General features: G+C 55.3%; 10 protein-coding genes. 4 read left to right on the top strand and 6 right to left on the bottom strand.

Features of this window, described 5'->3' with window-relative positions; translation table 11 throughout:
• Nucleotides 1-93 precede the first annotated feature (93 nt).
• The 4 genes from LARV_RS14280 to LARV_RS14265 are packed head-to-tail and all read right to left on the bottom strand — an operon-like array spanning nucleotide 94 to nucleotide 5,607.
• Entirely contained in the window at nucleotides 94-1,563 is a 1,470-nt protein-coding gene (locus tag LARV_RS14280; RefSeq protein WP_075074264.1) for a DUF6056 family protein, read from the bottom strand.
• A gap of 52 nt (nucleotides 1,564-1,615) precedes the next feature.
• The gene (locus tag LARV_RS14275; protein ID WP_075074263.1) at nucleotides 1,616-2,755 is read right to left on the bottom strand and encodes a THUMP domain-containing class I SAM-dependent RNA methyltransferase; all 1,140 of its coding nucleotides are present in this window, start codon (nucleotides 2,753-2,755) and stop codon (nucleotides 1,616-1,618) included.
• Nucleotides 2,752-4,461, bottom strand: coding sequence for a YgiQ family radical SAM protein (locus tag LARV_RS14270; RefSeq protein WP_075074262.1), 1,710 nt, complete (start codon nucleotides 4,459-4,461; stop codon nucleotides 2,752-2,754). Before LARV_RS14270 ends, LARV_RS14275 begins: the two co-directional genes overlap by 4 nt.
• A gap of 27 nt (nucleotides 4,462-4,488) precedes the next feature.
• Nucleotides 4,489-5,607: a 6-phosphofructokinase gene (locus LARV_RS14265; RefSeq protein WP_075074261.1), complete on the bottom strand. Its 1,119-nt coding sequence runs from the start codon at nucleotides 5,605-5,607 to the stop codon at nucleotides 4,489-4,491.
• Nucleotides 5,608-5,777: 170 nt separating this feature from the next.
• Here LARV_RS14265 and LARV_RS14260 point away from each other — a divergent pair, with 170 nt between their 5' ends.
• Nucleotides 5,778-7,037 carry an MFS transporter gene (locus LARV_RS14260; protein WP_075074260.1) on the top strand — a complete coding sequence of 420 codons (1,260 nt, stop codon included), beginning with the start codon at nucleotides 5,778-5,780 and terminating at the stop codon, nucleotides 7,035-7,037.
• On the opposite strand, the gene LARV_RS14255 is transcribed toward LARV_RS14260, so the two are convergent.
• A complete protein-coding gene (locus LARV_RS14255) occupies nucleotides 7,034-8,689 on the bottom strand; it encodes a phosphodiester glycosidase family protein (protein WP_075074259.1) in 1,656 nt (551 codons plus the stop codon). The two genes, LARV_RS14260 and LARV_RS14255, sit on opposite strands and share 4 nt — an antisense overlap.
• Before the next feature lie 137 nt (nucleotides 8,690-8,826).
• Between LARV_RS14255 and LARV_RS14250 the strand changes: the two genes are divergently transcribed.
• From LARV_RS14250 to hpt, 3 genes are read left to right on the top strand one after another with little or no spacing between them, the layout of a single operon-like run.
• The gene (locus tag LARV_RS14250) at nucleotides 8,827-9,402 is read left to right on the top strand and encodes a cytidylate kinase-like family protein (RefSeq protein WP_075074258.1); all 576 of its coding nucleotides are present in this window, start codon (nucleotides 8,827-8,829) and stop codon (nucleotides 9,400-9,402) included.
• Between the two features lie 28 nt (nucleotides 9,403-9,430).
• Entirely contained in the window at nucleotides 9,431-9,814 is a 384-nt protein-coding gene (locus LARV_RS14245; RefSeq protein WP_152031805.1) for a hypothetical protein, read from the top strand.
• On the top strand, nucleotides 9,811-10,389 hold the full coding sequence (gene hpt / locus LARV_RS14240; RefSeq protein WP_075074256.1) for a hypoxanthine phosphoribosyltransferase: 579 nt from the start codon (nucleotides 9,811-9,813) through the stop codon (nucleotides 10,387-10,389). Before LARV_RS14245 ends, hpt begins: the two co-directional genes overlap by 4 nt.
• Before the next feature lie 527 nt (nucleotides 10,390-10,916).
• On the opposite strand, the gene LARV_RS20605 is transcribed toward hpt, so the two are convergent.
• Entirely contained in the window at nucleotides 10,917-11,573 is a 657-nt protein-coding gene (locus tag LARV_RS20605) for a PH domain-containing protein (protein WP_075074255.1), read from the bottom strand.
• Nucleotides 11,574-11,585 lie beyond the last annotated feature (12 nt).

The raw sequence follows: 11,585 nt of genomic DNA, 5'->3' as shown, positions 1-11,585 counted from the left end.
TCAAAATCGAATCAAATGGGATAAAAATATTCTACAGGAAATATCAAAAAAATCAATTATGTAAATCGATTGACTTTTGTAATTTGATATCGATTATTCCTTATCCAGCGCGAGGATCGAGTCCAGATGATAATAATCGGCCGCGGCCCGGTTCACCAGAAAATCCGGATCGGAGCTGTAATCGCCCAATCGATTGAGATCCTGCAAATACCAGACCGTGACGGTCTTCTCTCCACGCGCAACTGCCGCGCGGATGATGGCATCCCGCTCATCCCATTCCAGAGCGATGGTTCGGGATTCCCCGATCGTCCCTGCGATGCGGGCGGAAGCGTAGATCGGGCCCAGTAAAAGGCAGATGGATAAGGTTATCGTCCCCAGAAGTTTCCAGAAACGGGGTGTCGCCTGGGCAGGATTGATGGATTGCGATAATAACCGGCCGCATTGGTACGCCCAAGTAGCCAGGAAACCCACCATCACGAATTGCGGAATGACCAGCGCCCGGTCGGGCGGCGGGGCGGACATTACAAAAAAGCAGGTGAAGAAACCCGACCAGAGGAAGAAAAAGACCGCCAGGATCGAAACGCTCAAAGCAATGGTCAGCCTGCGATCTCGAGCGGTGCTCTCCAGCCTCGTGCGATCCTCCCCGGCCGTATAGATCCCAACGATCACGGGCACAAGAAGGGTCAGAGCGACCAGGATGGGTTGTTTATCGATCCAGTCTCCGAGGAAAGTAAACAAGAATTTCAATGAATTGAGCAACAGGCTGGCAAAATCCGGTCTGGTCTGGAAATCAGCCATGCGGACGGAATTACCAGGCGCCAGGGCCATAACCGCCAGGCATAAAAAGGACCCAACCAGGGCAGCCAGGAGAATCCCCCGTGCTTTTTTTCGGAAAGACACCCTGGAATAAATGAAGAGAAGCCCCAGGCCGAATACGAGCAGGGTAATCTGCAAGGCGATCGAAACCTCCGAGAATCCACCGAGGGCGAATCCCAGGATCAGGCTGATCAATAAGTCGAAGAACGTGGCCGGCCTTTGTCCGCTGTTTCGGATGCGCCAGGTAAACAGACCGGCGGCATATGTCAGGAAGATCAAATAGGTCACGTAGGTCAGAAGCCCGGTTTGCCAGAAGAGAATTTGGTGAATCTGGTTCAGGCTGCGCAGGGTTACAAAAATCACCAGGCTGGCGCCGAGCCAACTTACCAGAATGGGATGCTTAATATCGATGTGCGAGCAAATCTGGCGGAAAAGCCAGAAGAGCCCCACCAGCCACAGGGTCAGGCAGACCGCGGTCAGGAATGGAACCGCCTGGATGCCGATCATTTCCACCAGGGTCACCAGTGCGAAAAAAGATACCCGGCCTGACCAGGTCTGGTACCAGTACTGCTGGGCGCCCCAGAATCCCGCGCGCGCCAGGGCGCCGGCGGTTTCATAATCATCCGCAACATAGCGTGTGAAAATTCCGATGTATCCGTACAGGACCAGCGGTACCAGCAGAATAAGGATTATCACAATAGCAAAGAACTGGAATTTATCCAGTGGGGAGGAGAGTATTTTCTTCATTGGATTTCCAAAGAACCCTTAAGCAAAGCACGTTGGTCAGTAATGGTTTTTTCTATGCACCTGGAACTTTTGCGCAGGCTAAATGCACTTGGATGCCGCCGTTATTGAATGAGAAGTGCTGGTTATATGTTAACCCAATATGCCCTAAAAGTATATTGTCTGAACATAAAATGGCCGCCTGCCAGCCAGGACAGTTCAGGCGCAAAACCTTCCCGAATTGCTCATACAAATTGCGCAAGTCGTGCGCCGAGCGCACCCGCACACCGTAGGGAGGATTCGTAACGACAAAACCGGGGACAGCCGGCGGGTGGATGGCCGAGACGGCCTGATGGCTGAATTCGATCGATTCAAGAACACCGGCACGGTCCGCGTTCGCCCGGGCCATTTGGATGGCTCCGGCATCCCGGTCCGATCCCTGGATGAGCGGATTTCCGGTTCTTATTTGCGCCTCGGCATTTTGAACCGTTTCTTTCCAGAGGTTTAGGTCGAAATCCGGCCAGTCCATAAAGGCAAACCGGCGTAGCCGGCCGGGCGCCATGCGGCGCGCGATCATAGCCGCCTCGATGGGCAGGGTTCCTGAGCCGCAAAATGGGTCCAGGAAGGGTGTTTCTCCGGTGTAACCGGCGGCCATCAGCAATCCGGCGGCCAGAGTCTCGCGCAAAGGCGCCTTGGCGACGGCCTGGCGGTAACCGCGCCGGTGAAGGTGCGCCCCGGACGTATCCAGGCTGAAGCTGCACTGGTTGTTGACCAGGCGCACGATGACCAGGGCCGGAGTCTCCGCATCGTCTTCGTCGAACCTGACGACCTGGGCGGGTTTCCCCAACCGGTCGCCGATGGCGCCGGCCACCCTTTCAGCCACGGCGCCGGAATGATACAGTTTGGATTGGTGACAGGTCACGCGCAGCGCAACGGATTGTCCGGGGCGCAGGGTGGTTTCCCAGGGTAGACGCGAAGCTTTCTTACGCAGTTCCGAAAATGCCGCCGCGTAGAAATCCCCCAGGCGGAGAAGCACGCGGCTGGCCGTGCGCAGGTGGAGGTTGGCGAGGTAAATCTCAGGCTGCCCGCCCTGAAACGTAACGCCGCCTTCCTCGCCAAGCGCCGCGGAAATCGACGGTTTCAGGCCGAGCGCAGCCAGTTCGGCGGCGGTAAACTGCGCCAATCCGGGCGCCGAAACGGCAAACAGTTCACTCATTGCCGGTGGCCTCGGGTTTCGAATTTATCGACCACGATATTTTTCTGGCGTTCCTTGCGAGCGGGATCTTTTTCGATGAAGAGCGGTTCCAGGGTAAAGGGATCCATCTCTGTGTAATACATCAGGCTGGCGTAGGTCGATGGAGTGGGGGTGAAAATTTGCACCTGTTCAGGATGAATGTGCAGCCTTTCGCCGGCAAATTCACGCAATTGCCTCATGTCCGCGTCCGTGCAGCCCGGGTAGGCGGCGATGAGGTAATAAGTCAGAAATTGATCGCGCCCGGCTTCCCGGTTCAACTCATCGTACATCTTCTTGAATTCCAACACAGAATACGGGGCAGGTTTGCCCATGCGTTTGAGCACCGAACCGACGGTATGCTCCGGCGCAACCTTGAGCTGCCCGGAAACATGAAAATCAACGATTTCTTTCAGGTAATCCCGGCCGTGCTGTCGATCGTTCAGGATCATATCGTAGCGAATGCCGGAAGCCACGAAGGCTTTCTTGACGCCGGGAATGGCGCGAATCTTCCGCAGCAGCGCAATCTGACGGCTGTGATCGATCTTCAAGGCCGGGCAGATTTCCGGATACAGGCAGCGGCGGTCGGGGCAACTGCCCAATTTGAGCTTTTTGGCGCACTCGATGGCGTACATGTTGGCGGTTGGTCCGCCCACATCCTGAATGTAGCCTTTGAAAGCCGGGTGAGCGGTGATCTGGCGGGCTTCTTCCAGAATCGAATCCTCGCTGCGCCAGCGAATCGTGCGGCCTTCGTGGACGGCAATGGCGCAGAAATTACACTCGCCATAACAGCCCCGATGCGTGGATATGGCGAACCGGATCGTTTCCAACGCCTTCACGGGGCCCTGAGCGGCGTAATACGGATGCTGCTCGCGTTCGTACCCTTGCGCATAGACAGCGTCCAGGTCCGCCTGGTCCGGATAATAGGCGGGTGGATTTTGCACCAGCACCCGGTCGCCGACCTTTTGCCACAATCCGCGAGCGTTCAGGGGATCGTTGTTCTGGTAGAACATGTGAAAGAGCTCGATGAAAGCACGTTTCTCCGCCAGGGCATCCTCATGCGACGGCATTTGCAAGTAACCATCGGGCGCCGATCCGGCGATATAACTCAGGCCCCGCAGCCCGCATGGATCACTGCCGGTTTGCAGGCAGCGCGCCAGTTCGATCACTGAGCTCTCCGCCATACCGTAGAGTAGATAGGTGGCTTTGGCATCGAAAAGGATGGGACGCCGTAAATGGTTGCTCCAAAAATCATAATGGGTCACGCGCCGCAGGCTGGCTTCGATGCCGCCCAACACGATCGGGACGGTGTTCTTGAAATATCTGCGGATCAGATTGGAATAGACGATCACCGCCCGGTCGGGCCGGCGGTTGTTGTCGCCGCCGGGGGTGTAATCGTCGCTGTGGCGCTTTTTCCCGGAGGCGGTATAGTTGGCGACCATCGAGTCGACGCTGCCGCCGCTCACGCCCCAAAACAGGCGCGGTTCGCCAAGGCGTGTAATATCGTGATCCGATTGAACGTCCGGTTGAGCGATGACGCCTACCCGAAAACCTGCCCGGGTAAGGGCCTTGCCAATGACAGCGATCCCGATAAACGGGCTGTCGATATAACTGTCTCCGCTGACCAGTACAATGTCCGGCCGATCCCAGCCCAGCTGATTGATTTCTTCTTTCGTCGTCGGTAAAAACACGAGTCACCTTTAATTCGAGAGACGGTGTCAATCTCCCAGACTGGTCCCCACGCGGCGGGCACCTTTCAACCAGGGATGGTCGGTGGGAACCGCTTTGATTTTGCCGGCCACATCTTCCAATGGCACAGCCGTGATTTTTCCACCTTGTTGCGCGACCATGATACCGTAATGATCCTCTTCGATATAAGAGACGCAGGCGGAGCCAAATTGGGTCGCCAGCACGCGGTCGGTGGCCGAGGGCGTCCCACCGCGCAGCAGGAAACCCAGAATCGTCGTGCGGGTTTCCAGCCCGGTGAGCTGCTCAAGCCGATTCGCGAGCAGGAGGGTGTTTCCGGTAAATTGTTCCTCCAATTTTTCGATCCGCGCCGCGGCTTTCACCGCTTCCTTGCCGCTGCGTCGGCTGGCATTCAGACGCAGGCTGCGTTCATAGAAAGCGACGTCATCCTGAGAACGCGATCCTTCGGCGACGGCGACCAGTGAAAAGCGTTTTCCGGCCCGACTGCGTTTGAGGATGGCCTCGGCCACGATATCCATGTTGTACGGAATCTCCGGGATGAGGATGACATCCGCGCCGCTGGCAATACCGGCACCCAGCGTCAACCATCCGGTGGTGTGGCCGGTGATTTCGACGACGATAATGCGGTGATTGGAGTGCGCCGTGCTGTGTAAGCGATCGATGGCTTCGGCGGCGATGCCCAGCGCGGTATCGAAACCGACCGATGTTTCGGTCAGTGCGATATTGTTTTCGATCGATTTGGGCAGGGTGATCACCTTCAGGCCGCGCTGCAACAGATATAGAGCGCTGGCTTGGGTATCCCGCCCACCCAGGCAAACCAACCCGTCCAGTTTGTGGCGGTGATAGGTATCGATGGCAGATTGAACATGCTCGGGGCCGTGGGTTTCCTCCATCTCATGAGGTCGATCTTTGCTGGTGCCCAGGATGGTGCCGCCGGCGGTCAGGATGTTCGAGAGGGCCGAGGCTTCCAGTGGAATGGTGCGGTCTTCCAACAGGCCCGTAAAACCATCCTGGAAACCGATCAGTTCGAAGCCTTCGCTCAAGGCGGCTTTGCCGATGGCCCGTATGGCTGCATTCAATCCCGGGCTGTCTGACCCGGCGGTGAGTATGCCAATGCGTTTTCCTGTCATGGTTACCCTCCCAGTTCAACTCGATCTTGTTTATTGTACCTGAATTCCGGTATTCAGGTCGGCTTTGGATTTTCAATCGATGACTTTTCTGATTTATTGGAATATTTCGATCATTCTTAAGGAGTGGCAGTACAATCGTAAGAATTCAGTCGAAATAATCGAGGTGAATTATGGATAATGCCGGAAATGGTGAACGGGTGGAGGATAAAATAACCCTCCGAAAACTGCCGCGGAATGTGTGGGCCGTGAGTTTCACCAGTTTCTTTATGGATATCAGCAGTGAAATGGTCATCAACATTTTGCCGCTTTTTCTGGCGAACGATCTGATGGTAAAAACGGCTTTGATCGGCGTCATCGAGGGCGTTGCCGAAGCAACCGCAAGTGTTTTGAAATTGTTTTCGGGCTGGTTGTCCGATAAAATCGGCGGCCGAAAATGGTTGGCCGTGCTTGGGTATGGAATTTCCGCGCTTTCCAAGCCGTTCTTCCTGGTGGCAAATACCTGGGGCACAGTGGCGGGCGCGCGTTGGGCGGACCGGGTCGGCAAAGGCGTGCGGACTGCGCCGCGCGATGCGCTGGTGGCAGATTCGATCGAACCCCAACACCGCGGCATGGCTTTCGGGTTTCATCGCGCTGCGGACACCGCGGGAGCGATGATTGGATTGTTGATTGCCATGCTGGTGGTCTGGTTGACGCAGAAGAATATCCAGACGCTACATGTATCGACGTTTCATACGATCGTGTGGATTTCATTGATCCCGGCGGTCATAGCCGTCCTTTCACTGGCAATCGGCGCCCGAGATGTCGCGATCAAGGGAAAACACGAAGCGCCAAAATTCGCGTTTCGATCCCTGGGCAAGCCGTTCGTGATTTTCATGGTGATTGTCAGCATTTTCGACCTGGGCAATTCGTCGGATGCATTTTTGGTGCTGCGCGCGCAGGAACGCGGGGTGAGCGTGATCGGCATCCTGGCCATGCTGGCTGCCTTCAACCTGGTGTATGCCCTGATCTCTGCCCCGGCCGGCAGCCTATCGGATCGGATCGACCGCAAGAAGATGATCGTCGGCGGGTGGATCGTCTACGGCCTGATCTACCTCGGTTTTGCCTTGTCCCAGTCCGCCTGGCATGTGGTGGTGCTGTATATCATCTACGGAATTTATTATGGCCTGACCTACGGAACGACGAAAGCCATGGTTGCCGATCTGGTGGTTGAAGAACTCCGCGGAACGGCTTATGGGACCTATAACGGGGTGTTGGGCATCCTGGATTTCCCGGCTTCACTCATCGCCGGGCTGCTCTGGCAGGGAGCCGGAGCCTGGCAGGGTTTTGGCCCATCTGCGCCGTTCGTGTTCGGCGGCGGGATGGCGTTGATCGCGGCGGTGTTGATGCTAATCTGGATGCCCAGGGCTCAGGCGGGCATCAAGCCGGCTTAATGCTGAAACGGCCAGAACGAAAAACGCGGCGCCAACGTGGCAATGGCCTTTTCGTCGATCCAGCCGATTTTCCCCAGAATGGAAATCTTCCACCAGTAGGTTCCCTTGGCGCGGATGCCGTCGAATTCGGGATCATCCAAAAGAATGCCGTAATTTCCGGCCGGGATGGCGGCAAAGCCAGGATAGTTGGTGCCCGGCCCGGTGCGCAGGGCCGTCGCCGTGGTTGTAAATACCAGGTCGCTGCCGGTAAAAGAGGTCTTCGAATATTCCCTGGGCAGGACTCGGGCAATCAGGATGGCGTTTGCCACGCGCCGTTCACAACCGGCCTGCAGGCGGGTGTTGGGCTCGAATTTTTCTTCCAGCGGAATGGTTTGAGTGGGGTTGGGAATGGAATTGGTGCCCGAACTGGACACCAGGGGTAGAAACACGGTGTAACAGATGTCGCTGGGACGGTTGACCACCTGGCCGTTAACGACCATGGTCGATGAGCCGCCGCCGTCCTGGGCAACGCCATCCTGAGCGCCGAGCGTGTCGCGGATAAATCCGGCCAACTCCTGGAATGTCATACCGACGCTGATATCCGGTTGACGGCCGTCGACAACGATCAGGTAGATGTAATTTGGATCGTAGGCAAGGGCGGTCCGCGGAGCGCGCGTGGTATCCTGCGCGGGGGTATAGATTTTACCGTCCTCGAGCAAATGGAACGCAGCGCCCAGGCTGGTATAGGCTTTCGTCCAGGGGAGATCGACCGGTGTACCGCAATCCCTGGACAGACTGGTGATTTCCTGATTGAACAATACTGTAGATCCGATGTTCAGATGAGAGAGCAATGCTTCGCGTTGGTTTTCTCCGGCCGATAGGACGAGTTCGTCAAAATGAATCAACGTGGATCCAGCCGCCTCGCGGATTTCAGTTACTTTTCCGATCACAGCGGAGGTCGAATTTCCGGTCGAGTAGGGGAGGATCAGCAGCGGCCGGGTCATTTTGACGACCACTTCCACACCGTTGGTCTGGTCCGGGGTTCGCGCGCCAAATTGAGGCGTGTAGACGATCAGGTCATTGTCTGAGCGGGAGGTGTTGATGCCCGTGATCGAAAATCCGGCGGTGGCGTCGCCATCGATATGCAGGATTTGTTTTTCAGGCCGGTGGGTGACGCAGTCATCGATGAATACCTGCCGCGTCAGGGTCCAGACCAGACCGCTGCCGCCATTGAGGTTGTCGAATCGCTTTGCGTACCAGCCGGATTGCACCATGCCATTTTCGGGCGTATCCGACCCTCCGAAATACGATCCGTTGACGGCAACCAGAATATCGCTGCGGTTGCCCCATTCGGATCCCCAATAATCGATTGCGTCATCATACCGGGCTGCCATGCCACGCACGGTCTCGAGCCCGCCCAGGTAACCGCGGCCGATTGCGCTTTCCAGGGTGATGTCGACCGGGTCGTCCGGGTCGTCCTTGATCGCCATGCGAACCACATAGGCCCGCACCGGACCGGGAAGGGTAAATTCGCGATAATCGACTCCCGGGGTCAGGACCTCCCAACCGTCCTCCGTCTGGCCGGATGCTGCCGCTTGAGCCGGACTCCACGATAGAGCCGGCGAGAAGGCGACCCCGATCCACACGAGGAGGAGCGCAATTTTCTTAATCATGGGTTTAGTATAGCATGCGGTGAGCATCCGGTTTTGTAGAATACATATTCTATTTTACCACGGAGAAGGGTCCGTCAAAGTCGTATAGACAATCGATCGGCTGCCTATGCTATAATCAATGAGGATACGGGTGGATTATGGCCATTATCACCATCTCGCGTCAAATGGGCAGTTTGGGTTTCGAAGTCGGCAACCTGGTTGCCAATTGTTTGGGTTACCGCGTTGTCTGGCGGGAATTGATCAACGAGGCGGCCCAGAGGGCGGGTGCCCCGGAAGTGGCCCTGGCCGTGATCGATGAACTGGGATTGTTGGGCCTCAATCCGACGGCGAAGAATTCTGCCGCTTATGTCCATGCCGTCGACGCTGTCGTGACAGAACTGGCGACGCAGGGGAACGTGGTGCTTATCGGGCGCGCCGGGCAGCGGATTCTGGCGGATTTCCCGGGGACGCTGCACGTCCGGCTGATCGCGCCGTTGGACCTTCGCGTTCAAAGGCTGATGGAACGGCAACACATTTCCAATGAAGCTGCCCGCTCTCAGATCGAAGCCAGCGACCAACACCGCCGCCAGTATCTGAAGCGCCATTATCATGTCAATTGGGATGATCCCAGCCTTTATGATTTGGTGATCAACACCGGACGGATTTCTTCGCAGGCGGCCTGTGAATTGATCTGTATGGCTGCCAGGGCGATCGATACGCAAGGGGGGGAGTAAATTGACCGTCGATTTCAGGAGCCCGGCATTGAGTATCTCGGAGTCGGATAAGCCTATCTTTGCAGGCCCCATCGAGGAGACCTTCGCAAAAATCCTCGACTTCTACGGCATCGAATGGGTCTACGAGCCCAGCTCGTTCCCATTGGTGAGGGATGAACAGGGCAGGGTGGTGGAAGCATTCACGCCGGATTTCTACCTGCCCCAGCAGAATTTGTACATCGAATTGACCACCTTGCGGCCGCACCTGGCGACATACAAGAACCGGCGCATGCGCCTGATGCGAGAGCTCTACCCGGAAATTCACATCAAGCTTCTCAAACGCCGCGAACTGCGGGATATGATGATCAAATATGGCCTGGCCGAAGAAGCTATTCCGATTATGGGCACGAAGGCGCAACAACGAGTTCCATGAGCCGCATTCACCCTCCAGAATTTGGGGATCTATCCCCGGATATCAGCGAAATTCTGTTGACTGAAAATCAGATCCAGCAGCGCGTGGGTGAATTGGCTGGCGAAATCAGCGAACTCTATCGAGACAAGAACCCGGTTCTGGTGGGCGTCCTCAAAGGTGTGTTGTTCTTTATGGCCGACCTGCTGCGCGCCCTGCCGATTGCAACCGAGGTGGATTTCCTCTCGGTTGCCAACTACGGCGGCGATTCGCGAAAACAGGGCCCGGTGCGGCTGGTCAAAGACCTGGAAACGCCGATCGAAGGACGGCACGTGCTTTTTGTCGAAGATGTCATCGACACCGGCCTGACGCTCAATTATCTGCTGCGCACATTGAAGGCGCGCCAACCTGCCAGCCTGGAGGTCTGCGTACTGTTCAACAAACCGACCAAACGGCTGATCGATATACCACTGCGATTCAAAGGTTTCGATATTCCAGACCGTTTTGTGGTAGGGTATGGCCTGGATTTTCACGAGAAGTATCGCAATTTGCCTTTTGTTGGATTGCTGAAACCCGGGGTCTTCAGCCCGAAATTGTAAAAAAAACACTCCTGGAGTTCTTCGCTCCAGGAGTGAAAAGTGCAGGGGTTCAAAGTAATCTAGTGCCTGACATTCTTCCCTGAATTTGCTTTTGCCTAATTCCTTCATCAGGATATGAGGCTCGCTCATTCTTTCTGGGGATCTCTCTTCGCTCCACTTCTATGGGTTCTCCTGACCGAGAATTCTCATTTTGATGTGAGAATCTGGGATTAGAGATTTCCTCAAGAAGTTTCCTTGCTGAGAGATGTTAATCTGTTTATGCTCGTTGCGATTCTCAACTTACGGGTTTCGTACGTTGCAGTTCAGATTTTCAGGAATGCCAGCGATCCAATCCCTCTGAACTCCCTGCACTTTCATATTAGTGATATTCACAATCCGAGTCAAGTGATTGTTGCAGTTGTATAGACAAGTTTAAGGTTTCTAATGATATTTTCCATTATTATTCTCCTATTTTCTAGGAACATGTTTTCATTCGTATAACCTCGGTTATGGAATTTGGAGCGCAGACGCCTTTTTCGACAAAATGACTATAACTTGGAGAGTAATTCGGCTTTCTTCTTCTCGAATTCTTCCAGGGTGAGAATTCCCTTCTCGTGCAGCGCGCCGAGCCTTTCGATGAGGGCCGGAATATCGGACGGGGCGGTCTCGTTGTTTTCGAGATCGTTGACTTTATCCAGGAATGCGCCGGCCTGCTCCATTTCCAGGTGGGATTTGGCATTCAACATGGTGGTCTTGAAGCGGATGGGGTTGCCGATCTTCTTGAACATATTGGCGCCCAGTTCGCTGGCGGTCAGGATTTCAACATTCCCATAACGAAAGAGGCGTCCCCAGAAAGATTGGACCATTTTGACGTCGTTCACTTTTTCGAGCGAAGAATCGATCACGTTCTTATTGATGATGCCCGAAATCTGGATGACCCGCCGGTTGGTGATGACGAGCTGGCGGTTCCACCAGATCATATATTCGCGCAACATACTGATGATGGGCAGGATGACCAGGAAGTATCCATAGCGAATCGGATAATCGGATAAATAAAACTGGGCGACCGAAACAACGGCCACCACAATCAGGATCGCGATCAATTCCAGCAGGATGTTCTTGAACAGGACGAACGAGTGCTGCCGGGAGACCAACAGGACTTCTTCATTTTCACCCAAAAGGCTTTTCAGATAAGTGCTGGCCATAAGAAATCTCCA

It is taken from the genome of Longilinea arvoryzae (genome assembly GCF_001050235.1).
In the GTDB taxonomy this organism is placed as follows: domain Bacteria; phylum Chloroflexota; class Anaerolineae; order Anaerolineales; family Anaerolineaceae; genus Longilinea; species Longilinea arvoryzae.
This window is presented reverse-complemented; position numbering and strand designations above follow the sequence as displayed.

What these genes read in the sequence shown, in the direction of transcription:
- LARV_RS14260 (WP_075074260.1), top strand. Translation starts at nt 5,778, where the DNA reads ATGGATAATGCCGGAAATGGTGAACGGGTGGAGGATAAAATAACCCTC.
- LARV_RS14255 (WP_075074259.1), bottom strand. Translation starts at nt 8,689, where the DNA reads ATGATTAAGAAAATTGCGCTCCTCCTCGTGTGGATCGGGGTCGCCTTC.
- LARV_RS14250 (WP_075074258.1), top strand. Translation starts at nt 8,827, where the DNA reads ATGGCCATTATCACCATCTCGCGTCAAATGGGCAGTTTGGGTTTCGAA.
- LARV_RS14280 (WP_075074264.1), bottom strand. Translation starts at nt 1,563, where the DNA reads ATGAAGAAAATACTCTCCTCCCCACTGGATAAATTCCAGTTCTTTGCT.
- LARV_RS14275 (WP_075074263.1), bottom strand. Translation starts at nt 2,755, where the DNA reads ATGAGTGAACTGTTTGCCGTTTCGGCGCCCGGATTGGCGCAGTTTACC.
- LARV_RS20605 (WP_075074255.1), bottom strand. Translation starts at nt 11,573, where the DNA reads ATGGCCAGCACTTATCTGAAAAGCCTTTTGGGTGAAAATGAAGAAGTC.
- hpt (WP_075074256.1), top strand. Translation starts at nt 9,811, where the DNA reads ATGAGCCGCATTCACCCTCCAGAATTTGGGGATCTATCCCCGGATATC.
- LARV_RS14265 (WP_075074261.1), bottom strand. Translation starts at nt 5,607, where the DNA reads ATGACAGGAAAACGCATTGGCATACTCACCGCCGGGTCAGACAGCCCG.